Origin of the sequence: Paenibacillus silvae, assembly GCF_014639235.1 — a bacterium.
GTDB lineage: Bacteria > Bacillota > Bacilli > Paenibacillales > Paenibacillaceae > Paenibacillus > Paenibacillus silvae.
Genome location: NZ_BMFU01000001.1, coordinates 981,404 through 1,004,737, shown reverse-complemented (window position 1 = coordinate 1,004,737; position 23,334 = coordinate 981,404). Strand labels below are relative to the sequence as shown.

The following is a 23,334-nucleotide window of genomic DNA, read 5'->3' as shown; positions in this document are numbered from 1 at the left end:
CCTAACAACCTGTTATATGTATTATTCTGTTCTCCCGTGCCACATTTCTGAGCTCGATTTCAGGATGTAAACATGGGATATGCGGATGTTCATTTGTTGTATATCGAACATTTGCAGTGGATTATAAAGCTTTTTTAATCGTTTTCGTAGAAAAGGAGACATATGTCCTACGGGAGGCAAGCTTGGTGTGCAACTATGAAATGCCGAATTGGGATTACGGTCCGATAGCAATAAAATGTTTCCTTTCGTGCTGTAGGAACAAATATCACAGGAATCAACTTGCCAAGAATTTCACTCGATTTTTGGGGAAGAAACGCGGCTAAATGACTTTATAAATTACGTGTAATAATGTAATGTCGATATGAAGGAGTGTGAAAAAATGGATATTCAAAAAGCCACGGAAGAAAAGCTTGAACGTAAAATGCAAATGGGAGTTCCGATTGATGAAACGATTCTTGAAGGTCTTATAGAAAAGAAATTACTTACCGAAGAGGCGGCTCAGCGTTTATTAGCTCAAAAAAATGATCTAAATAAAGAAACTAGAAAAAATGTCGTTTCTGTTCGTATTTCAGATGATGTCATGAGTATTATTGATGATTTAATTACAAGTGGACATGTAAACAGCCGATCTGAAGGAGCTTCATACTTAATCATGTTGGGAGTCAAAAGTCATTATTCTTTTTTCAATGAACTTTCTAAAGAGGTCGTAGTCATTGAAGAACAACGAAAAAAAATTAAATATCTCATTGAAAGCGCATTAATTTTTCCGGAGAAATCTCCAAATAGCCGACTTATCGAATAAAATCAATTTGGCTTTAAAATGATTTCTCCAAAATGGCGAAGGTACGAAGACTCAATCACTAACTTGATGGAGTACAGCTTTAATTTCGTATATCTGGCTTCTCCAGCCCGTTATGAAAATGAGCTGGAAAAGCCGCCTCCAATTCGGTCCGCTCGCGGAATCTTGGTACATTTCGCTGAATATGAAATAGTATTACGAGCAGGGGAGAACAGCAAGAACATCTTAGGCGATATTTGAGGTACCAAAGCGATATATTCCTTAGTAAGCCAAAGAAGACTCAACGATCCAAATAGTTCCGTGATTCTGGATAACGATTAGTTCTTCTCCTCGGTAGCCACCACATTCCTCTCATAACTGATCCATTCGCTCCAGCTTTCAGCATACATTTAAAACTGCCCCTGTGGAAAACAATCCTCTAAACTCTTAGTTCGTGTTTACTCAATGTAGCGTAACCGCTGCTTGTCATAACTTGTTCATTGCGGAGAACATTCGCAAAGAGGCGAGTGCCAGTCGTACAAAAAGCTGCGCCTTAATGACACAGCAATATCCAACTCAAATATCTAATTTCCATAGATCAAAGAAAGTGACAAATACTATGTCTTCTATCTTACGTTTAATATCTCTAAGATTTTTATATCTAGCAAGCTCATTTAAAGGTGTCTGAATCGAATTAATATCCACTAATATGCCAAATTCTTCTTTTAGCCTATCAACTAAGTTACTTGCTGTACTTATAATATATGTCATCTTATCTTCTTCTGCTAAATCAGTGAAATTATATACCATATCAAACCTTGATTTTAATGGGTCTGGTATCATATTTCGATATGTTGTTTGGGACATATTCGAAGTGAACACAATAATATATCCAGATAGATCATGTTCTACCCCATGTCGATCAGTAAATTTCCCATCCTCCAGCAATTCATAAAAAAAATTGAATACACTTGGAGTTGCCTTTTCAAATTCGTCTATCAAAATTATCCTTGATTTTGATGTTTTAATTTTATTTATTAATTCGCCACCTTCTCCACTCCCTACATAACCAAGCGGTGAGCCTATCAAGCTATTCAAAACACCTTCTGTTGAATAATTCCCGAAATTTATTTTTATAAGTTGCTCACTCGGAAACATTATGGTAGATGCAATCTTAGCGAACTCAGTCTTGCCTATTCCAGAATCGCCACAAAGAAATATCGATAGTATCTTTCGTTTAGATAATGTGCTTAAAAAAGTGAATTTTAATAAATTATGACTAAAATCATCTTTGAATGCTTGATGCCCTTGTAATTTTCTGTTTATTTGTCTAGATATCAAATTAATCTCTTCTATATTAACTACTTTATCATTATCACTGATAGTACTAGTGTTAACAGTTTCGCTGTCGATGTATTCTACCCCGTTAAAAACTAAAGGGAAATACTGTAAAGCCTCCTCAGAGAATTCATCAGTAATTGAAAAGCTTACTTTCTCGTTTGTTGCAATATGATAAAGTAATACTTCAAAATAAGAAATTAAATCCTTTCTAACATTAAAGAGTGGGATGATTGATGATATATCAACAAAATCAACATTACTTTCCTTCGTTGCATCTCTTATGATGTCAGGGTTATACTTTAATGATACTCCATCAAATGCATCAACCAGATTTAATAAAGATACTATTTTATTATCATCTGATAATTGTCTAAACGTACTTTTCATTCTATATACGAACAACTTTAAAGAAGAAATAATTTTCAGACTTTTACCAATTATTTCATTTTGAATTTGTTCTGCTTCTTGGAATTCTAAGCTTATTTTATCATCATCAAAAAGGTATGGATATATATCAATTAATGAATTAAAGTATTCGGATCTAATGCAAAATATGGTGTTTTCAAATTCGCTTAGTATTGTAAGTAAATATCTTTCAGTATAAATGCTGTTCAGATTTCCTTCTTTAATAAGATTACTGAGATCTATAACTAGATTACTCCTAGAAGTATAATCAAGATTCATCAAGTCGTCTATATTGTCGCAAATATGAAGCAAATAACTAATGCTAATAAATCTCCTATCAGAAAGAGCATCTCTCATATCCGTTATTTTATTTCTATCATAAATATATAATAATGCTCCCATTTCAATTTTTCCTATCTATGTTTAATTCTTGTATAATTGCTATTACATCAATCAAATTTAATTTTTCGCTCAATTTATTATGACTAAAGTCAAATGCTATCTCTACCGCTTCTCCAGATGCATTACTAGATTTCATGATTGCGTCTGAACCCTCTTTCAACTCATTTTGATATGATTTTGACATTAGATCTAAAAACTTTGATGATGTACTTTCTCGCTGAGAGTAGTCAATTTCCCCACGGTATATACCCATTAAGCTTAGTTTGCCTAATTGCAAGTCATTATGTTGATAACCATTTTCAAAGTTATCGTTATTTTTGAACGGCAATTGAACGATAAATTCTTCTTCAACATCATCAGTTTTATATGAAAATATATAGTCTATAGTAAAGTCATCAAGCATTTTATCCATCATTTTGTTGAGATTTATCTCTAAATTATCATTTGATGAATTCTTGATATTACTATCCCTTAAAATATTTAATACAAGTACCGTATCATCAATATTCCTTGGTCTGAGTTCTATGTTTTCAAAAACAACTAAATCGCCAGTTTTTAGCGTATTTCTACTTTGTTGCTTATTAGCCTGTATTGTTTCATATATTTTTCTAAGCATTATAGACTTCGTATTTTTCACATCAAAACTCTCATACACTTTCTTTTTAGAATTATCTTCCTTCAAATAACCAATTCCAGTTGTCAGAGTATCAGGGACATTTAAATTAAGCGATGAGTTATATTTGAGTAATTCTTCTGAGATTTGTTCTTTTTCTACTGTCTTCATAATCTTATTATCAATTAGCATTACTATTTCATGGACTTTCGATGTATTAATATAAAACAAATTAAATAAACTATTATTATCATTACTCATACTATCTACTTCAGTAACTTTTATTGCTTTATTAACTAGAATCAAATTAATAAAATAAATCAACACAATAAGAAAAGATAGCAATTCTGCATTACTGGTAACCCAAAGATTGATTTTCTCAATACTGATATAGAAATATAGTACGATTAATGCTCCTAAACTTACAGCACTTAATAATCGAGAATTTAAATTTGATTTGGCCCAAAAATTATTAATCAACATAGAAAAAAGATAAAATACCACTGGTATTACTAACCAATATTCTTCAATCCCAATTTTAGTAAGAACATGATATATGACAAATTCTATTAAAGCAAATATCAGAACAAATGAAATATAATTTAGTAATCTTCTCCAAAATTTTTCATTATTTATATTCTTCATTTTTTCTTCTCCAGTCATTATGGCATCTGTATATTACGAGGTAAAAAACTTTTTATTAATTAAACCCAAAATTTGGAATATTGTTAGAATTGCTCTTTCCCTTGGGTAAATTGTACAATTTTATTCACATGAGTAATGGGCATGACTACTTATATATTTTCTTCCTTCGTCGCCTTGCATTGGATACTCATCTCGGTTTCTTCTTATTCGATTCAGCCATTATGCGTAGGGCTACCATAATCGTTTTGTCAGGTATCTACTAAGCTGCAACAAGCTATGTACCACCTTTGTTTCAAATTTCACCAGTAAAAGCAAGCAGAATACGATGAGCACAATTCAAATTTGGCATGAACAGCAAGATTACGTTGCTAATGAAAATGTTTAATCTCTAGATGCTGGTCATCTACTTAAGAAAGATTTCAAACACCCCTGAGACACATCGCTAATTTCGTCACAAGAAAAATAGAATTGAATCGATTCGTGACTGTGAAGAACTAATTGCTGTCTAAGTCTTCTAAATTATTGGTTATCATTATTTCATCTACAATAAATGAATTCCCCTAAAATCTAACAAAACATTACCACATACAGGAATATAGTACCACGTTTTTTATATATTTTGTTGATTACTTTACTTCTTGCATCAATTGTTGATTACCTTCCTATTCCTTTAAGACTATATGCACCAGTAACACTATCTTTTCAACTACTAAGCTGAATTTTCGGATCTTCAGCCAGCTTTTGCAGGGATATATGTGTTTAGGGAAATGTGAGAGGGGATTATACATCGAATATATCGTGTAGATTTGACATAACAAGCACTTCTGGACCTATATAAAATGTTTTCAGCGTACAAACATTGACTCCCTGTTGTCTTCTATCCTTCTCAGCCCAACGCAAAAAGTACATCCCCACATGAGCGATGTACTCCAGATCATATCCTGTATGTCTATTTAAGTCTTTATTCTTCCCCCGTCGCCACCGAGTTCCCCTCATAACTGATCCAGTCGCTCCAGCTCCCGGAATACAGCTTCACATTCGAGAATCCTGCTTCCTCCAGCGCGATCACGTTCGGGCACGCCGAGACGCCTGAGCCGCAGTACACGATAATGGCATCATCTTTCCCCAGCTTCACGAACCGCTCCTCCAATGCCTCAACACCAGACCAGCGACCATCCGCATTAAGCACGTCTTTCCAAAAATAGTTCACGGCCCCCGGAATATGTCCGGCCTTGGCATCGATCGGTTCCTCGAGCCCCGCATAACGGCGGGCATCACGGGAGTCAATCAGCACCGCGCTGCCACTTGCGGAAGCATGCTGTACGTCCTCTACACTTGCCAGCATCTGCGGCTGTAAGTTCCATTCAAACGAAGATGGAATCTGCACCGGCACATCTGTTGTTACCGGGAATTTTGCGTTCTGCCAAGCGGAGAAGCCCTCGTCCATAACATATACTTGTTCATGACCCATATAACGCAGCAGCCACCACAAGCGCGAGGCGTTCATGCCGCCTTGATCATCATAGGCAATGATGCGGCTGTTGGAGCCGATGCCTGCTTTGGCAAGGCGGCTTGCAAGCGCAGCCGGATCAGGAAGCGGGTGACGCCCGCCATGCTCGGTTACGGGAGCGGACAGATCCTTTTCGAGATCAAGGTAGATTGCCCCTGGAATGTGTCCGGCTTCGTAAGCTTCACGTCCGGCATCGGGCTGACCAAGCAGGAAGCGACAGTCTGCGATAACAACGTCCGGTTCGTACATTCTGGCGAGCAGCCAGCGCATGGATACAATATTTTTCATAACAACAAACACCGCCTTTATATGTAATGATTTTTTTCGAAACTGATTTCCTTCGCTCACACTGTTTCATCACCAGAGTCTGCTGTTTGCAGGCTCCGGCCTTTTGCTTTTTTTCATTCCGTATTCCCATGTGGATCAGCTCTTCCTGACCCATCCATTACACTGTCTTGGGTTCAACAGAGCCTGGAGCGGCTATGGGAGCATCAGCCGGAACAGGCTGCGGTTTGGTTTTGCCATAACGAATGAAGATCCACACGCCGAACAGGATAACGACACCCGCCGACATTTGCAGAGTACTCAGTGACTCACCGAGCAGCATCCACGCCAGCAGGGATGAGAATACAGGCTCTCCAAGAACACCCATCGACACCGTAGTTGCATTCATATACTGCAGCAGCCAGTTAAAGAGATAGTGGCCGAAGATGGTAGGTACGATCGCGAGCAGCAGGAAGATGCCCCATTCCGAAGCAGCATAACCGCCAAAAGCATGACCCATGAACAGATTGTAAACGGCAAACGTACAGGCAGCAACAAGGAACACCCAGAAATTATACGAAAAGGCACTGAGCCCCGTCCGCAAAAATTGACCCAGAAGCATATGCACAGCTACTGCCATCGTGCCAAGCAAGGATAAAATGTCCCCTTTCAGTGCAGTGCCTGCCACCTGAAAATCACCAGCACCAATGATAATCGACCCGAACAGCGCTATACCCATGCCGATCAGCATCATACGGTTGATTTTGGCTTTGAACAGCCAGACCGAGCCTGCCAGAATCAGAATCGGCTCCAGTGCAAGAATGACGGTGGAGCTCGCCACACTGGTTAATCGCAATGATCCCATCCACAGCAGGAAGTGCAGGGCAAGCATGACACCGGAAGCAAGCAGCAGAGCCCACTGACGGAAATCAAGCCGCATCATCTCATGCCTGTGAGGCCAAATGAAAGGAAGCATAACCAGATTGGTTAAAAATAGACGATACATGGCAATGACCGCAACATCTGCTTCAGACCAGCGTACAAAAATAGAGGAGAAAGAAATGGCAATAATGCCGACAAAAAATAACAAATAGATAGATTTGCCGACACGGCTTATACTTGTCATGGGTGTAGCTCCTTCTTGAAAAATAGATAACCTAAATCATCTCATTATACAGGAGAAGATCACCGCAGGGAAGCTCGAAATAAACTGCCGGGAGCCTGGAAAATTAGGAGAAGCTTTTGCCTGTAACAAAGGTTAAAATCAGCTGATAAGCAGTCGTTAGAGAAACATGGAAAAGAGATAAGCAGATTGTAACCGAGCTTGTAACTATTCTGTCATTCACAAGGCCCAATTTTCTATTAATCTTCTATATAGAGACATTAGTCGAGAGAATATTCCATGAATCGGGAAAAAATGAAAGTTAGGAAGTGGGCAGTACGTGAGAGTACAACAACAAGAAGCAACGAGAGAGTATGGAAATGCAATTCGCAGCATGAGCCGGAAGCAAACCCATAGACGAAGAAAAATTCGATACGGCAGGTTAAGTGTAGCCCTTATGCTTATAGCCCTGTTTGTTGCGGGTATGACATATCTGTTCATCGGTATGACTCACTGGATCAAAACGGTAGCAGCCCCGCCCCCCATTGCGGTAATTGAGCAGCCCGCCAAGCTGGGCATGATTCAGGTTACACCTGAGGCAAAAGAGGAGCCTGCGCGGTTTCTGGGACAGGTTCGCAAGGTGGCGTACATAACATTTGATGACGGGCCAAGTATCTATACCGATCAATTGCTCGACATCTTGAAGCAGCATGAGGCAAAGGCCACCTTTTTCATGGTGGGACGTCAGCTGAATGAGCATCGGGGTGCAGTGAAACGTCTGGTGAAAGAGGGCAGCTACCCAGGACTGCACAGCATGACACATAACTATACAAAGCTCTATAAGAGCGGAAGCTCGGCAAACTTTGTGAACGAGTTCAAAAAAGAGCAAAAGATGGTTGAGAAGATCATCGGTTTTACACCCCATCTCATCCGTGCGCCATATGGAAGCAGCCCGCAGATCGGCGAAGCTTTCAGAGGGGATATCGCAGCCGCCGGTTTCAAAATGTGGGACTGGACGACAGACTCGCTGGACTGGAACCTGCCGGGTCAGCCTGACAAAATTGTAGCCCGGGTGAGCAACAGTGTGCACAGAGATAAAGAAGTAATTCTGATGCATGAACGGGAACAGACTGTACAGGCATTGCCGCGTATTATGAAATTGCTGGAGGAGCGCGGCTACGAGTTCGAGGTCTACGATCCGAATGCACACTGGGTTGTCAATTTCAGCGGAGATACCCGCTTATAACTGATCGAATATAAAGAGTAATGCAAGAGAGGGAGAATACATGCGAATTACGCGTCAGAAAATAATATTTGGAGTCAGCATTTTGCTGCTGCTTCTGCTCAGTGGATGTGGAGATCCGCAGGAGCCGGCAGCTAATCAGGTCAATCGTTTGGTTCAGGGCGGTCAGCAGATCGACCAGAGTCTGAAAGCCATGACCAAATATGAACAAGAGGATATGGAATTATATAAGTCTATTTTAAGCAAAGGTAAAAGTAAAAACAGTAATATCGAACCGCTGCTGGATCAGGCGGAGGCTCATATCAAGGAACGCAGAGAACTGCTGCAGCAGACTGGCAAGGTCATGCAGGAAACGGCAGAGAAGACGGAAGAGCTTCGTCATTCGCTAGGGGAGCTTACGATCGAGAAGCAAGAGACACTTGCTCACGCAGGGAAAGTACTGGATCAATATGAGGCCAGAGCCAAGACGTTCGAACTGTTTGTTGCCTCCTACGAGAGCAGTCTGGATGCGGAAGAGCAGCTGTACGGACTGATGAGAGCAAAGGCCAAGCCGAATCTGGTCAAAATTAAACGTGCCATTCGCACGCGTAATGAAGAGTACGCCAAGCTGGCCGAAGTACGCAAACAATTCAACTTGCAAACGCAGGCCTTCAACGCAGCTCATGCACAACTGGTCAAGCTGGATCAGGCGGGCTAAAGAGCTGACGGGGATGTGCACTATCCAATACCGTGTTTACGTGATTGATCTGCCTGCCTTTCGTGTAAGTACTAGTATAGAACGAAGCTGTATACTGTATAAGTTAAACTATTCATTTACACGTGAACGGAGAGGACAGAAAAAACCTGAAAAAGCGGAGCGATCGCCTTTATCACCGGATTTTCCCCTTTGGAAAAGGGAGTAAGAAAAATCTGGGGATAACAGCGATTGGAAGGTTATTCTGTCATCGGAGTGTATGGTGTAAAATCTTTAGTTAAGCTTATATAGTTGGGCAGCAACATGGACAAGCAGCATTGCGTATAAGCTAACGGAGGTGTTCATATGCGAAAAGGGAATACGGTAAAGGTCAGCGCCACATTGCTGGTTCTGCTTATGGGATTCTCGCTTGTGGCTTGCGGCAGCAGTGCACCTGCACTTCAGCCGACTGTGGGTAATACGGAGGAGTCGTCACCAGCAACAGAGCCGCCGCAGCAGGAGAGTGATGCCATTGAAGCGGAAGGAATTCTGACAGGCTGGGCAGACCCGCATACGGTTGAGATTCGTGTGAATGACAAAGCGATGTCCTTCCAGGTGGGAGAGGATATGCAGAAGTCAATGGACGATATGGATGATGAGGATACGGTTCGATTCAAATATGTAGAGAAAACGCTTGACGCTTCCACGAAACAGCTCGTACTCACCGAGATTACCAAGATCGCATCTGCCGATGATGGCAACCAGGGTTCGGGTACAGGAGGAGCTGTAACGTCTGATCGACCCGCAGCGTCAGAACTCGAAGTAACGGTCGAAGGAATAACAGAGAAGCGAACAGTAACGCTGGCGCAGGCCAAAGGCTATTCTCTTTATATTTTTGAGCCAATGTCGTTTGATGCAGAAGACCATGAGTTAACGATGAAGATTGATCCTGCATATAAGGTAGAGATTGAGAAGTTGCCTGCGGACTTTAATCTGGATCATTTGAAAATGGATGCGAGGGAAGAGTTGTCCAAGAACGGAGAAGTCAAGGCGTTAACAGCTGAACAACTCAGTAACGGGCCGATGAAAGATGCAAGATTGTTCATGATGTCTCAGAATGAGAAGAAAACGCAATATTTCATCGTTAAAGAACTGGACGGCAACGGATACATTTTCCACATTCATGCACCTGTTGGTGAACCATCCGAAGGTTTCGTGCCTATGGTCTATGCATCAATCAACTCCATAATGAATGAATAGATTAGAGAACTAACAAATACGCGGCGCATTTCCTTTCAGTAGAGAGGGATGCGCTATTTTTTTGTTGTCTGGCGGATCGAAGTCAAAAAAACGGAAGGAACAAATAAGACATGGGTTCCTCCCGGCATTTTTGTCATGATTCATCTGATGTTGTTGTTGGGTTGAATCCAGTTTCTGAACAGCGGATTCAGGTGAGAACAGCGTTTATTTTGCTCCTTTGCAGTTCTTCATATCGGGTGAGCACTTGCTGATGAACGGGATGTTCTTCGGGAATACCCATGCGGTCGTGGATGAAAGAAGAGAGGCCATTTTCACGAATGATGTGCTGCATCTTCATGGCTTCCTCATCACGTTTGTCATCAAATAACATCGCGGCTGCCATCGCAGAGGTTAGATGGGGAATAGCAATTCCGAATTCACTGGCCTGCATCGCCGGGCGTACAAGCCGGTCGTGAGGCGAGAGCTTGCGAAGCGGGGAGCGTGCGACCCGGGTGACCTGGTCGGTCAGATTCGGGTTGGCGAATCGTTCGAGTATCGTATCTATATATTTCTGGTGCTTTTCAGTGTCAAAACCGTGTTTGCGAATCAGCATGGCGCCCGTCTCTTCCATTACATGGCGTACTTTGGCGCGAAGAGTGGAATTGCTCATGACCTGCCTTATCGTTCTGAATCCCGCGAGATAACCCAAATATGCGGCGACACAGTGACCCGTGTTCACGGTAAACATCTTTCGCTCAATATAGGGTTCAAGAGAATCGACGTAATGAACGCCATGGATTTCTTTGAAACCGTCGAGCAGAGCCGGGCGGTGCACAACCCATTCATAAAAAGGTTCAACGGTAACCTGTAGCGGGTCCTCGTGGTTTTGTGCCGGAACAATCCGGTCCACAGCTGCATTGGGAAATGAAATATAACGTTCGGCCTTGGCCCGTGTGCGCTCATCCAGGAATGGATAGATGCGTTTCTTCAGCCGTGTGCTGCCGCCAATGGCGTTTTCACAAGCGATAATATGCAGAGGATTGTAATTGTTTGCTTTCATGCGGAGATAGATGCCTTTGGCAATAGGCTCGGCAATGTCGCCAAGGGCTGACACACCTACCGCCGTTGTGATCAGATCTGCGGAAGCAATCTCTTCCGCTACGCGACGCTGCTCATTTACGTTAATGGCGGTTACGTTGTTGACGATGGTGGTATCCTGCTGCTTGTTGGCGAGTGTAATGGGATACTCCTGCCTTTGTTGAAGCATGGATATTTTCTTCGGGTTACGTGCGACAAAGCAGACGTCATAATCGGAAGCGGACAACATATGACCGATAAATCCGCGGCCTATATTGCCCGCACCAAAATGTACAGCTTTCATGTGTGAACTCCCCCTTTTGAGATTGGATAACGAAATTCGTTCAGACCTTAGACGGTAGTGACGAGCGGATTCGAGATCAAATCTTTTAATTCGAGGTCGGTCAGGCAGGATAGCCGTTGGTGCGGCATTTCGAATTCCAGTGTTCCTGTAATGGTATTTGTAATGACTACGCAGTGCATACCGGCTGCGGCAGCTGCCCGTGCACCGTTAGGTGAATCCTCTATGGCTACAGCTTCGTCCGCATGGACTCCGAGCGCATCAAGCGCCTGATTGTACAATTCGGGGTCTGGTTTCACATGGGCAACATCATCGGCTGTACGAATCACTTCAAAATAATCTTTCAGTTTCAGCTGCTCCAGATGCTGCTCCACCCAATCACGCCTGGAACTGGAAGCAACGGCGAGTTTGAGTCCGGCTTCGCGTGCCTGCTCCAGATACGCCTGAATCCCCGGGCGAACCTGCTCTTTATTCATTAGCGCAGCATGCTGCAGCTGAACGGATTCCCTGAACGCATCCCGATCAATCGGAAGATTCAGATCTGTGATAAGGTACTCGTACGGATTAAACGTTTTGAGACTGGTGCCGATACATTGAGAATACATCTCCAGCGTAAGGTCAACCCCATGTTTTTTATACGCATCACGAAACGCAACAAACCATGCCGTCTCTGTATCAATAATCGTTCCATCGAAGTCAAAAATCAGCGCTTTGATCATGCTTTTGTTCCTCCTGTTTTCAGAATTTGTTTTGGGTTTGGAAAATGAAACATTATTTTCGTAAGTTTTCTGCGATTTCATTCCCGAACATTCATTGAATTCGCGGAACATTAGTTGACGCGAATTCAATGAATGATAATTAATTTGGGAAAAAATATGCGGTGAAGCTAATAAAACCGTAACATAGGACAAAGTTCAGGGTCAAGCATGTCATGATTATTTACATTGAAAATTTTCATAGAAATGATTTGTTTTCAGTAAATTGATGGCTTTGCAAACCGTTAAGCGTTAAGCATGTAAGCGTTATACTGAATAAACGGATTTTTCAGCATCAAAAAAAATAAATTTTTTTATGAAAATAAATGAGATTGACCGTTCAACAGCTTTCGACACGTTTATAATAGAAGAAATGCATCTGCTTGTCGGGCCGCAAGCATGTAAAGTAAAACAAATAAAGAGGAGGAGCACTACACTATGCTTAACAAGGATCGTTTTGACGGATGTCTCATCGGGCTTGCAGTGGGGGATGCACTGGGAACTACGGTTGAATTCAGTGCCCCAGGGACCTTCGAGCCCGTTACGGATATGATAGGCGGTGGCGTGTTTGGCCTGGAAGCAGGGCAGTGGACTGACGATACGTCCATGGCTCTGTGTTTGGCGGAAAGCTTGATCCGTCAGCAGGGCTTCAATGCGGCTGATCAGATGCGCCGGTATACGAACTGGTACAAAGTTGGTTATATGAGCAGTACGGGAGAATGCTTTGATATTGGCGGGGCGACACGAAGTGCCTTGGATCGTTTTGTACGAACCGGTGAACCTTATAGCGGTTCAAGCGATCCAATGACAGCGGGCAATGGTTCCATTATGCGGCTTGCACCAGTGGCGATGGCTTATGCTCATCAACCCGCAGAGGCTGTTCGCTACGCCGGACTCAGCTCTCGAACGACACATGCTGCGCTCGAGAGTGTAGAAGCCTGTGAAGCGCTCGCGGCGATTGTCGTAGCCGGGCTTCGCGGAGCAGACAAGGCAACCATGTTGTCCCCTGAGATGATGAAGCGTTGGCGGACGGAGCCGGGTATGTCTTTTTCACCTGGGATCGAAGAAGTGGTCTCGGGATCTTATCAGCGCAAAGAACCGCCCGAAATTCAGGGTAGTGGTTATGTGGTTCGTTCTCTGGAAGCTGCATTGTGGGCATTTTATAAGTCATCCAGCTTTGCGGACGGGGCATTGCTCGCAGTGAATCTGGGAGATGACGCGGATACAACCGGCGCTGTATATGGACAGATCGCAGGAGCGTATTACGGGCAAAGTGGTATTCCGGCACACTGGCAGGACAAGCTGGCGATGAAAGAGGATTTCGAACGTTTAAACGAAGCATTATGGTTGAAAGCACACGGCGAAGATGCGCAGATAAATAAATAGAGAAAATAATAGTTATCAGAAAGACGGGAGAAGAGAAATCATCATGAGCAAGACAAAACATTCACTCCATGCTTCTGCGGAAGAGCCGCAAGAAGACACAGGACGATCATCTGCCTCTGGATCGGGTAAAAAGAGGACATTTCCTTTATCGCTGTTATGCTTGACAATCGGAGCATTTGCCATTGGCATGACGGAGTTTATCATTATGGGTTTGCTCCCCAATGTGGCGGCAGACCTGAACGTAAGTATTCCACAAGCCGGGCAGCTTATTACCGGTTATGCGCTGGGCGTAGCTGTGGGTGCGCCGATTCTGACCGTGTTCACTCACAAAATTCCACAGAAAAAACTGCTGGTGCTGTTGATGTGTATTTTCATCCTTGGTAACGCATTGTCTGTCATAGCACCTACTTACGGACTGCTGATATCTGCACGTATTCTGACGGCATTTGCCCATGGTACATTTCTTGGTGTAGGTTCAATTCTGGCTACAAAGCTGGTTACACCAGATCGAAGGGCTGGCGCTGTGTCGGTTGTGCTTGCAGGCCTGACCATTGCCAATATTATTGGTGTGCCATTTGGTACATTTATCGGTCAACAGCTTGGCTGGAGATCTTCCTTTGGAGCGATCACCATCCTGGGCATTATTTCACTGCTGGGTATTATTCGATTTATTCCGGTCATTCCTCAAGGGCCGCCTGCCAATCTGGGACAGCAATTTCGTAATCTGATCCGGCCGCAGGTATTACTTGTGCTGCTCATCGGGGCGATGGGCTGCGGCAGTTTATTTGCAGTGTTTACCTATATTACACCGCTGCTGGTGGATATTAGCGGTTTTGCCGAGCAAAGTGTAACCTGGATTCTGGTGCTGTTTGGCTTCGGTGTTACGCTGGGCAATATGGTCGGCGGTCGTCTGGCAGACTGGAAGCTCATGCCTTCGCTTATCGTTAACTTTGCTATTCTGGCAGTTCTGCTGGCAGTATTAACACTGACACTGCACCATCCGGTTCTGGCGGTCATAACCATTTTCCTCTGGGGCGTTGCAGCCTTTGGCATTATGCCTGGACTCCAGATCCGCATTATGAATATGACCCGCGAGGCACCTTTGCTGGCAACAACATCAAGCCACTCTGCGTTTAACCTAGGGAATGCCGCTGGTGCTTATATCGGTGGTTTTGCTATAACACACACGGGGCTAATCTCGGTTCCGCTCTATGCCGCGGTGATTGCCGCACTTGGTCTGGTCGGTTTGTTATTCAGTCTGCTGATGCATGACAGGAAAGCTTCACCTGAAGGTGCAGATGTTATGCATCAGGCATCGGTGTACTGAAGTCAAAGTACTGGACAAGGCCTCTGTTTTCTCTTGAAACGGGAAACGGAGGCTTTGTTGTTCAGCTTATGTAAAGAGAATGAGACGCATAGGCATATATTCGTTTTCTTAAAAAATAGGTATATTTTTCAAAGTAAGAGGTATGGTTTTTTAAGTATTTGGTTGATGTACATAACAAGATCGGTGATATAATGGAGTGGTAAATGGAATTCTTTGTAAAATTTGATTGGAGGATGTCTGTTTTTGCGTTTGTGAAAAAAGGCAGACAGAGGTGCGATTATTTGCGGAAGGGAGGAACTTCACTTTATATTGTAAGGGCTTTCAAGTAGGGGTGCAGCTAAATAGCTGCACTGCAAGGTGAGTGCACGTTTTGAAATCCAATGTTAAAGGAGAATGATATTGATGAATAAACGTCTGTCCCGTATTTTAAGTCTTTCGATCACAGCTGCACTTCTCGTTCCAACGATGGCATCGGCAGCTGAAACAAGTGAAGGTACAGCCCCGGCTGCGATCCAAGCCACGGTTGATCAGGGTGCAGTAAACACTGCAGATATTACAGGTCAGAATGCGCTGGCCAACACTCCGGTTGTGCCTGCACCACCCGGGTATGATGGATATCGGAACAACATTCCGCATGGCAACACAAATCTGATTACGTATTATTCCACGACTGTTGGCAATGCAAGAAAGGCAATGGTGTACACGCCGCCTGGTTATACACCAAACAAAAAGTATAGTGTTCTGTACCTCCTGCATGGTATTGGCGGGGACGAGTACGAATGGGTTAATGCGATGAAACCGAAGAACATTCTGGACAACCTGTATTCAGAAGGCAAGCTGTCCGATATGATCGTGGTTATGCCGAATGGCCGTGCGATGAAGGATGATCGCCCGATAGGTGACATTTATGCACCGGATAAGGTCGCCGCGTTTGAACGGTTCGAGCAGGATCTGCTCAAGGACCTCATCCCTCATATCGAAGCTAATTATCCGGTGTACAAGGATAAGAACAATCGTGCGCTTGCCGGTCTGTCCATGGGTGGCGGACAATCTCTCAATTTTGGATTGAAGAATCTGGATACGTTCGCTTATGTGGGTGCCTTCTCGGCAGCACCAAATACGAAGCCTGTGAACCAATTGATCACGAATCCTGGACAGGCAGCCAGCAAACTGAAATTGCTCTGGATTTCCTGCGGAGGAAGTGATGGTCTGTTGTGGGTAAGCCAGAACTTTAAAAATGGTCTCAGCAGTATGAACGTTCCACACATCTGGTATCAAGATGTAGGCGGACATGAGCCGAAAGTTTGGAATAGCGGATTGTATCAATTCTCTCAACGTATTTTCAAATAAGTACACTTTATTCCATCCAAAAGGAATCATCCATAGACCACGTTCAGTGTTGAAGTGAGTCGGATGAGCAGCAGCCTCAGTTCTGTGTGATACAGAATCTGAGGCTTTTGTGTTATACAGCAATTTGAAGCAGATTCAAATAAGGAGGAGAGATATTATAATATAGAATAAAGAGTACATAGCGGTGGGAAGAAAGAGAGGGATGAGATGATATATTACAGGGGCGCTTTCCGTGAAACAGACAATGTAATCTATTTCAAAAGTGAGGTGCCGTTGGCTGAAAATGATGTCATTTTGCTGGGGGAGAAAAAATACTTTGTTGAAAGTGTTGAGAAGGAGTTTGTGCTCTTGCAGCGAGTCGGGTCGATTATTACCGTGCAATTGCCGACATAACAATCCTCCGGGGTACGCCGCCGCACATGTTCTGGCGGTTCCCCCGGAGGATGTTTGATTGATTAGCTCAACTTAGTATATTTCGAGTTCATTGATTCGGACATATCCGGCTTGATGCGAAGGCCCTTTTTTGCACACAATTTTTATTTTGGAAGTGTTGATCGGACTAAAGCTATGTGAGCGGTATACGTTGGTGTTGTTTGTGATCTTCACAAGTGATACCCAGCTTGAACCGTTCCAGTATTCCACATCATAATCAGACATTACATAACCTTGACTTGTGTACAGATCAACTTTACTTACCTGTTTGCTCTGCCCAAGATCGAGGGTTACGTTCTGTGGTAAAGCAGTGTTGGCATTGTTTGCCCAACTGGAAGCACCGCCGAGAGCTGTACTGCGATCACCATCGTTGATTCTGGCTGTAGAGTATCCGCTGAAGGTGGAGTCTGCTGTTATGGTTGCCGTGCGTGCAAGGTTAGGGCTGCCATAGATTTCGAGCTCATTAATCCGAACATAACCCGGCTGGTGACTTGGCCCTTTGCGAGCAACAACACGAACCTTGGTTGTGTCTACAGCATTAAATGTATGGGAACGCATCAGCTCCTGATTACCTGTAATCTGAACCAGATTCACCCAGGTTGAGCCATTCCAATATTGCAGGTCGTAATCCGCAAGCGCATAGCCTTGGGAAGTGTACAGATCAATGCGGTTAATCGTTTGAGCTGTCTGCATATCTACAACGACATATTGAGGCAAGGGTGTATTTCGATTATTGGCCCAGCTGTAGCTCTCGCCAAGAGATGTGTTACGGTCACCGTCGTTGATCCGGGAAGCCGAGTAGCCCGGGAAGGTTGAATCTACGGTTATGGATGCATTCCGTGCCAGATTGGTTCCTATGCCAGGATTGGTTGAAGGATTCTTCACCAGTTTGACCAGATTCCATCGCAGTTCAAACAGCTTGAAGGATTTATTCAGTACAGCCCCTTCCCCCTTTACAAGTGCATCGATGGTTAGTGACATGGTGCTTGGTACATCGTTGCTGCTTGTCCATTTGCCCGTTCCCTCAATGCCCGCAAAAACACTCAGCTCCAGTATCTTTTTGCCAACGAGCTTCAGGCCCACTTCAGCTTTGGCGCCTGCCCATGCTGTAATCTGTCCTTCGATCTTGTGTGTGACCGTCAGATATCGATCCACACTGCTGTATGGCTTGATCTGGATCGGGATAAATGCAACTGTTTTTCCCTTGACACCCGCCGTAACGGTGTAGCCTTGATCGACCTGAAATTCAAATGTAACGTTCCCGTCAACACCGATGACGAGGAATACCCCGACAGAAACCGAGCCCAGCTTGCCTGCTTCGACATTGAATCCCATGATGGGAACTTTAACTTCTTTCTTGAATTTGGCTTCGCCTTTTAGATAAATATTGGCTTTCTCACCTGCTGTGAATTTAAGGTCATAATTGCCTAAAGCTTTGTATTTACCTGTAATTTTAGGTGTGATTAATGTGAGCTTGCCGCCTGCTTCGACAAAGACCTTGTTGCCGTTTGCATTTTGCTGGTTCACGAGCACTTTCTTGAAATCACAGATGAATTCATTCCCGGATTTGCGGCAGTTGGCAAAATCATTGCTTGCTGTCCCTTGCGTGATCTCGTTCAATTGAATGGCCTCGGCATCATCTGAAGCCGTTTTCGTTTGCGAAGACAAAGACTCACTTTGGAACTCGTCAAAATTTTCGGTTGCGTTTTCGGTTGAACCGGTGACAGAGGAGTCGATCTGAATTTGCTTAATCGATGTAGAGTCGGCTTGCTCCGATTCAACGGCTAACGTGTCAGCTTCTGTTGTCTGAATCAGCCCCGGTTCATCCAGCACCATATCCGGATCGGGTATGACGATGTTGCGTTCCTCCAAAGAAACTTCCTGCTCGGGGATGTCGTAATGATCGAACAGTTCCTCAACGCCTGGTGTGGTGTATTCAATTAATGTTCCATCCGAGCTGCGGCTGGCACTGGTTATTTTGATCGCACGAGCCGCATGTTCATCAAGGAAAATTTGCCCTGGAGACAGACTGGAGGCTAATGGCTCCGCCTCGTTGGACGTAAGCAGCAGGCTGCCCTTCTCTTCAACATTTTCAAAAACGTTATCAACTACAGGCAATTTTTGCGAGATGACCGAGGGCATAGGAAGGTTAGGCTTGAGCTGGTACTCGACTTGTTCGAACTGTCCTGAGGATTGAAAAGGATTAATAATGGATGCGCCATCTTCGCTAACATTAAACGAAATTCGGAAATAGACCTCAGTGCTTGGTGTGTTTATATTACTATTGCCAGCCCAGATCCAGTGTGCGCTCGTGTCGTCTGGCATACCTGCGATCTGATTCCATGGCGATGCGCCATATCGGCCAAAGTCGCTGGCTCTGGACCAGGCAGAATCATCAAATTTGGAATCTTCCCAGCCGCTCGCATAGTGTTCAGACACTTTCCAGTTCATATCCGTGACGATACTGTCTTCCATATAACGGAGATCAGCGAGGAACCCGGCGTAGCTGCCCCAATCCGTCGCTTTGACTGCAACAACGTTATTCCCTGACTGGATCGGTACCTGGAAGGTATACGCTTTGGTCCAATCGTTCCCCGTGCCAATCGTTTTTCCGTTAACATATAAAGTGAATTCATTATCTGCTGTTATTGTTATTGTTGATTCGTTGTTAGATGCACTATAAACATGTGAGGGCCAAATTCCTGTGAGCATAGGAAGCAAGAGAGAGAGAACTAAAATAGAAACCCAGGACTTCTTGAATGAGGCGTACAGGTTGTGCATACTATTTTCCTCCCAGAAAATAAAGTAGTTTGCAGATAAACAAGAGTGCAAGAAAGCATGGTAAAAATGAGGCGTCTTACCTCTTTGTAAATGGAATATATTTCCTCCTTTCGAGACTATAATAAGGTAAAAAAATCAATTTAACAACATTTATTTACAGTAATCGAACAAAAGATCGAGAGAGAGAATCCGTTCGTATTTTCCGCTAATACGAGGGCCTCATAAAGCTCATGTGTTTTTCAATGGTACGTGCACTTATGGGCCCCTGCCCACATACAATAGATCGACCCTGTTCCCTTGTGTGCTCAGGCCAGATCGTTGTAAAACTGCAGGAGGTGTCATCTGTGCCCGGATTGTTTACCGCAATTGCCCTGTTCATTAAAGAGTTAACGTTACTTGTCTCGTATGTCAAAAACAATGCGTTTCCCCAGCCGCTTGCTGAGGATGACGAAGCCAAACATCTGCGCCTTATGGCAGAAGGCAATGCCCATTCGCGCAATCTGCTTATTGAACACAATCTGCGCCTGGTGGCGCATATCGTCAAGATGATGTACACGCAAAACAAGGTAAGATTGAAGATGGAGCAACTCTTATTCTTAAAGGGAAATTGACTCTCGAAAAGTTGGTTAGGGGATCAAATAAAACACGAAAAGCAATTAAGAAAACATCCACTGTACATATAGTGTAGGACTAAACTCTATATGTAATAAGAGCGATTATTAAATCGTAAGTTTAAATACTTGTGATTTGCAAACATACTATAGTTACATGGTATAGTATTCCTATATAATAAGGGGAGTTTTTACATGGGATCATTATCTTTAAAGGACAAGCTTATTCTTTTCGGCGGTTCTGCATTTCTTATCTTATTTTACATTGCTTACAAGACAGACTATAGCTATCAAGGTGTGGGCGATCTTATTGGATACTCATTTGAACATTTATCAGGCTTTATAGCATCAGTTCTTGCACCGCTTAAACCACAGATACCAACAATAAACTTCTAGGCAGCCCTCACACGGCTGTTTTTTATTTGCCTTATAATTGTTCATCTAGCTCCTAAAAATCAAACACAGCCACTCCTAGCTCTATATAATCGTGTCTCTGGGTGTCACTTGATGACACCCTAACTTTAAGAACGAGTTCCGAATTTCGGAAGTGTAATGTTCATTGAAACAGTGTCATCAATTGAATCGCAAAATTTTACTTAACCATGTTATTTTAGTTTAATTGTGATACCATATTATATGTATGGAAGGAGTTCATGCATATGAAAATAGACAGATCAGAAATTGAGAAATTAATCATTACACAACTTGAAGAAATAAGCGATTCGAAGAAACTAAAGTATCAATTTAAATATCAGCTTATTGAACTGAATATTTCTGTAGAAGTAATCGACTCACTATTGAAAAAAGCAGAGTATGTTTCACAATACATTACACAAATTGATGCTTCAATATTGTACGGTGTATGCCAAGCTTTATTTAATGTGACAGGTAAGGAGCAATTAGATCCAAACCAACTTTTCGGTAAACGTGAGATAAGAGATGCTCAGGATAACCTTAAATCTATACTTCAGAAAAGAATGGAATTACCTATTTCATTTTCAGACACTACCATGCTTAAATATGACAGCTACATAACTAAAATTGCTATTACAGATTTAGTGAGGATGTCTGAGAGTCAATTAATTGTGTACGATTACGAAACTCAACGTGGTGCTAAATATGCAGTTAACCAGTCTGAAGGAGTCGTCAAAACACCAATTGTCAATAAGGCGAGTGTTAAGAGGATTGCATCTAAAATGGCTGCTAATCACTACTTTGAAGATATGATTACACTTAATGTATTCTCGACAGAAGTTGATCCTGTGGCGTACTATGAGGACTCTAGAACGCTAACTATTAACGATGGGGCAGTTATATCTATACTCGATGGTTTCCACCGCTTAAAGGGTGCTATAGCAGCTTTACAGATGAATCCTAATTTAGATTTAGACATGATACTTTCTATTAGGTCATATGACCATGAGACAGCTCAAAAGTATTTTGGTCAGATCAATACAATTAACGTATTGAAGAAGGAAAGAAGAGATGAGCTTGCACAGGAAAGAATGTCGGACAAGGTGGTTGCCATTCTCCAGAGGAAATCAGAAATTGGAAAGCAGATTGCTTCAGCAACGACAGTAAATGATTTGGCTGGTGAGTTGACTACTTTTGATATCATGAGTTTCTCAATTGACCGCATGTATCATTTCGACAGACAATTAGACGTAATTAAAACTTCAAATTATCTCAATGATTTCTTTACTTATTTGGTTGGAAGTTATCCAGAAGAGTTTTCAATTGACGCTGATAAGCGTAAAACTCCAATTATGAGCCATCCATTGATGTTTATAGGATACATTGTTTTATCTAAGTTCATGAAAGATCTTGATATAGGATTAGATCAGATAGAACAATATGTGAACTGTATTATTTCTGACTATAAAGAACTTGAGATACTTCTAAATGCCAAGAAATCACTCACAGGAAACAAACGTATCCGTAATCAAATAATTAATCACTTTGAATCTAAGCTCAGAGGGGAATAACAGTGAATAAGATATATGATGATCATCTATACAACGAGTCGCAGAAAGAGCGATTCCTGCAAAGACAGAATGAGAATACAAAAGAAGCATATTCTAGAGTACTTCGTAGAGCATCGGCTATCGAAGAACGGTTAGAAATGGACTTATATGATTTTAATTTAAATGAAATCAAACAAGTATTGCTCCTATTGCAGTCCACTAAACTTGCTACTGTCAGAAGCACAGTGAGCATCATTCAGAATTATATTCGTTGGGCTATTGAGCAGGATTTACGTAAGGACAATATAAATCCGCTTGATGCTGTAAAAGGAAATAGACTTTATATTCAGTTTTTAGATGACAGCAATCCTACACTCTTCAGCGAAGAAGATATAGGAAATGTTGTTGATGGATGTTTAAACTTTCAGGATAAAGCTATAGTACAGGCTATATTTGAAGGTATCATGGGCAAAGAAAATAGTGAGCTGCTTAATATGAAGATGGAGCATATTACTCAAATACGAGAAAATGACGAAATAAGATATAAAATAATGCTCTTCAATGATGGTCGTAAGGGTAGAGAAATCAGGGATATAGCGGTATCAGACTACCTATACAATATTCTTAGGATTGCAAATCAAGAAGAGAGATACATTAAAAATAATGGTGTTCTTAAATCGAACATCAAAATTGATTCAAACGAATTGATTGATAATGATTATATAGTCAGATCTGCTGTAAGCTCGAAAATTAAGCAAAGTCTTGATGAGCCAACGACAAAGTATCTTGTCCAGTCTAGGTTGACTAAAATTGCTGAGTGGTACAACTTGCCACAACTAACTGTCACAAACATTAGGAATAGTGGAATGCTTAAAATGGCAAGAGATTTGTATATCAAGCATGGAAAACTAGAGAGAGAAGAATACTATAAGATCTGTGAGCATTATAACGTAGGTAGGCAACCCGATGGTTCGTACGCCTATTCAAGATATAAAGTTGGCTTTCTGAATATGGACAATTTAGGTTTGATATACGGTATAGGGTAGCCTATTGGGGTTGACATTGCGTCAACCTTTTTGTGTTTTCTATTTTGGACGTAACATTGACCAATTGACTTAAAAGTTGAACTTTATCT

18 protein-coding genes and 1 pseudogene are annotated in these 23,334 nt (G+C 42.6%); 12 read left to right on the top strand and 7 right to left on the bottom strand.

The window, feature by feature from the left end; translation table 11 throughout:
* Positions 1-379: 379 nt before the first annotated feature.
* Entirely contained in the window at positions 380-802 is a 423-nt protein-coding gene (locus tag IEW26_RS04605) for a hypothetical protein (protein ID WP_188591419.1), read from the top strand.
* A 552-nt stretch (positions 803-1,354) separates the two neighbouring features.
* On the opposite strand, the gene IEW26_RS04600 is transcribed toward IEW26_RS04605, so the two are convergent.
* The 4 genes from IEW26_RS04600 to IEW26_RS04585 all read right to left on the bottom strand — a co-directional run bounded on the left by IEW26_RS04600 (position 1,355) and on the right by IEW26_RS04585 (position 7,084).
* A complete protein-coding gene (locus IEW26_RS04600) occupies positions 1,355-2,926 on the bottom strand; it encodes an AAA family ATPase (protein ID WP_188591418.1) in 1,572 nt (523 codons plus the stop codon).
* Position 2,927: 1 nt separating this feature from the next.
* Positions 2,928-4,184, bottom strand: a complete 1,257-nt coding sequence (locus tag IEW26_RS04595; protein ID WP_188591417.1) for a hypothetical protein — start codon at positions 4,182-4,184, stop codon at positions 2,928-2,930.
* A 961-nt stretch (positions 4,185-5,145) separates the two neighbouring features.
* Positions 5,146-5,982 (bottom strand): sulfurtransferase, encoded by an 837-nt coding sequence (locus IEW26_RS04590; RefSeq protein WP_188591416.1) that lies wholly within the window; start codon positions 5,980-5,982, stop codon positions 5,146-5,148.
* A 157-nt stretch (positions 5,983-6,139) separates the two neighbouring features.
* On the bottom strand, positions 6,140-7,084 hold the full coding sequence (locus IEW26_RS04585; protein WP_188591415.1) for a DMT family transporter: 945 nt from the start codon (positions 7,082-7,084) through the stop codon (positions 6,140-6,142).
* Positions 7,085-7,400: 316 nt separating this feature from the next.
* Between IEW26_RS04585 and IEW26_RS04580 the strand changes: the two genes are divergently transcribed.
* From IEW26_RS04580 to IEW26_RS04570, 3 genes are all read left to right on the top strand, one after another.
* On the top strand, positions 7,401-8,306 hold the full coding sequence (locus IEW26_RS04580) for a polysaccharide deacetylase family protein (RefSeq protein WP_229729648.1): 906 nt from the start codon (positions 7,401-7,403) through the stop codon (positions 8,304-8,306).
* 40 nt (positions 8,307-8,346) lie between these two features.
* On the top strand, positions 8,347-9,000 hold the full coding sequence (locus IEW26_RS04575) for a YkyA family protein (protein ID WP_188591414.1): 654 nt from the start codon (positions 8,347-8,349) through the stop codon (positions 8,998-9,000).
* A gap of 342 nt (positions 9,001-9,342) precedes the next feature.
* A complete protein-coding gene (locus IEW26_RS04570; RefSeq protein ID WP_188591413.1) occupies positions 9,343-10,236 on the top strand; it encodes a DUF8580 domain-containing lipoprotein in 894 nt (297 codons plus the stop codon).
* 187 nt (positions 10,237-10,423) lie between these two features.
* On the opposite strand, the gene IEW26_RS04565 is transcribed toward IEW26_RS04570, so the two are convergent.
* A complete protein-coding gene (locus IEW26_RS04565; RefSeq protein WP_188591412.1) occupies positions 10,424-11,596 on the bottom strand; it encodes a mannitol-1-phosphate 5-dehydrogenase in 1,173 nt (390 codons plus the stop codon).
* A gap of 47 nt (positions 11,597-11,643) precedes the next feature.
* A complete protein-coding gene (locus tag IEW26_RS04560) occupies positions 11,644-12,312 on the bottom strand; it encodes an HAD family hydrolase (RefSeq protein WP_188591411.1) in 669 nt (222 codons plus the stop codon).
* Between the two features lie 474 nt (positions 12,313-12,786).
* On the opposite strand from IEW26_RS04560, the gene IEW26_RS04555 reads away from it, so the two are divergent.
* From IEW26_RS04555 to IEW26_RS04540, 4 genes are all read left to right on the top strand, one after another.
* Positions 12,787-13,734, top strand: coding sequence for an ADP-ribosylglycohydrolase family protein (locus IEW26_RS04555; protein ID WP_188591410.1), 948 nt, complete (start codon positions 12,787-12,789; stop codon positions 13,732-13,734).
* A gap of 43 nt (positions 13,735-13,777) precedes the next feature.
* Positions 13,778-15,061, top strand: coding sequence for an MFS transporter (locus IEW26_RS04550; protein WP_229729647.1), 1,284 nt, complete (start codon positions 13,778-13,780; stop codon positions 15,059-15,061).
* A gap of 402 nt (positions 15,062-15,463) precedes the next feature.
* Entirely contained in the window at positions 15,464-16,411 is a 948-nt protein-coding gene (locus IEW26_RS04545) for an alpha/beta hydrolase (protein ID WP_188591409.1), read from the top strand.
* 207 nt (positions 16,412-16,618) lie between these two features.
* Entirely contained in the window at positions 16,619-16,804 is a 186-nt protein-coding gene (locus IEW26_RS04540) for a hypothetical protein (protein ID WP_111268316.1), read from the top strand.
* 72 nt (positions 16,805-16,876) lie between these two features.
* On the opposite strand, the gene IEW26_RS04535 is transcribed toward IEW26_RS04540, so the two are convergent.
* The gene (locus IEW26_RS04535; RefSeq protein WP_188591408.1) at positions 16,877-19,624 is read right to left on the bottom strand and encodes a discoidin domain-containing protein; all 2,748 of its coding nucleotides are present in this window, start codon (positions 19,622-19,624) and stop codon (positions 16,877-16,879) included.
* Between the two features lie 344 nt (positions 19,625-19,968).
* Here IEW26_RS04535 and IEW26_RS04530 point away from each other — a divergent pair.
* The 4 genes and pseudogenes from IEW26_RS04530 to IEW26_RS04515 all read left to right on the top strand — a co-directional run.
* Positions 19,969-20,169, top strand: a pseudogene (locus tag IEW26_RS04530) (RNA polymerase subunit sigma-70); the annotation flags it as partial.
* 261 nt (positions 20,170-20,430) lie between these two features.
* Complete coding sequence (locus tag IEW26_RS04525) at positions 20,431-20,631, top strand: hypothetical protein (RefSeq protein ID WP_188591407.1); 201 nt, start codon at positions 20,431-20,433, stop codon at positions 20,629-20,631.
* 263 nt (positions 20,632-20,894) lie between these two features.
* Complete coding sequence (locus IEW26_RS04520) at positions 20,895-22,220, top strand: DNA sulfur modification protein DndB (RefSeq protein WP_188591406.1); 1,326 nt, start codon at positions 20,895-20,897, stop codon at positions 22,218-22,220.
* A gap of 2 nt (positions 22,221-22,222) precedes the next feature.
* The gene (locus IEW26_RS04515) at positions 22,223-23,245 is read left to right on the top strand and encodes a phage lytic cycle repressor MrpR family protein (protein WP_188591405.1); all 1,023 of its coding nucleotides are present in this window, start codon (positions 22,223-22,225) and stop codon (positions 23,243-23,245) included.
* Positions 23,246-23,334 lie beyond the last annotated feature (89 nt).

What these genes read in the sequence shown, in the direction of transcription:
- IEW26_RS04605 (WP_188591419.1), top strand. Translation starts at nt 380, where the DNA reads ATGGATATTCAAAAAGCCACGGAAGAAAAGCTTGAACGTAAAATGCAA.
- IEW26_RS04600 (WP_188591418.1), bottom strand. Translation starts at nt 2,926, where the DNA reads ATGGGAGCATTATTATATATTTATGATAGAAATAAAATAACGGATATG.
- IEW26_RS04595 (WP_188591417.1), bottom strand. Translation starts at nt 4,184, where the DNA reads ATGAAGAATATAAATAATGAAAAATTTTGGAGAAGATTACTAAATTAT.
- IEW26_RS04590 (WP_188591416.1), bottom strand. Translation starts at nt 5,982, where the DNA reads ATGAAAAATATTGTATCCATGCGCTGGCTGCTCGCCAGAATGTACGAA.
- IEW26_RS04585 (WP_188591415.1), bottom strand. Translation starts at nt 7,084, where the DNA reads ATGACAAGTATAAGCCGTGTCGGCAAATCTATCTATTTGTTATTTTTT.
- IEW26_RS04575 (WP_188591414.1), top strand. Translation starts at nt 8,347, where the DNA reads ATGCGAATTACGCGTCAGAAAATAATATTTGGAGTCAGCATTTTGCTG.
- IEW26_RS04570 (WP_188591413.1), top strand. Translation starts at nt 9,343, where the DNA reads ATGCGAAAAGGGAATACGGTAAAGGTCAGCGCCACATTGCTGGTTCTG.
- IEW26_RS04565 (WP_188591412.1), bottom strand. Translation starts at nt 11,596, where the DNA reads ATGAAAGCTGTACATTTTGGTGCGGGCAATATAGGCCGCGGATTTATC.
- IEW26_RS04560 (WP_188591411.1), bottom strand. Translation starts at nt 12,312, where the DNA reads ATGATCAAAGCGCTGATTTTTGACTTCGATGGAACGATTATTGATACA.
- IEW26_RS04555 (WP_188591410.1), top strand. Translation starts at nt 12,787, where the DNA reads ATGCTTAACAAGGATCGTTTTGACGGATGTCTCATCGGGCTTGCAGTG.
- IEW26_RS04550 (WP_229729647.1), top strand. Translation starts at nt 13,778, where the DNA reads ATGAGCAAGACAAAACATTCACTCCATGCTTCTGCGGAAGAGCCGCAA.
- IEW26_RS04545 (WP_188591409.1), top strand. Translation starts at nt 15,464, where the DNA reads ATGAATAAACGTCTGTCCCGTATTTTAAGTCTTTCGATCACAGCTGCA.
- IEW26_RS04540 (WP_111268316.1), top strand. Translation starts at nt 16,619, where the DNA reads ATGATATATTACAGGGGCGCTTTCCGTGAAACAGACAATGTAATCTAT.
- IEW26_RS04535 (WP_188591408.1), bottom strand. Translation starts at nt 19,624, where the DNA reads ATGCACAACCTGTACGCCTCATTCAAGAAGTCCTGGGTTTCTATTTTA.
- IEW26_RS04525 (WP_188591407.1), top strand. Translation starts at nt 20,431, where the DNA reads ATGGGATCATTATCTTTAAAGGACAAGCTTATTCTTTTCGGCGGTTCT.
- IEW26_RS04520 (WP_188591406.1), top strand. Translation starts at nt 20,895, where the DNA reads ATGAAAATAGACAGATCAGAAATTGAGAAATTAATCATTACACAACTT.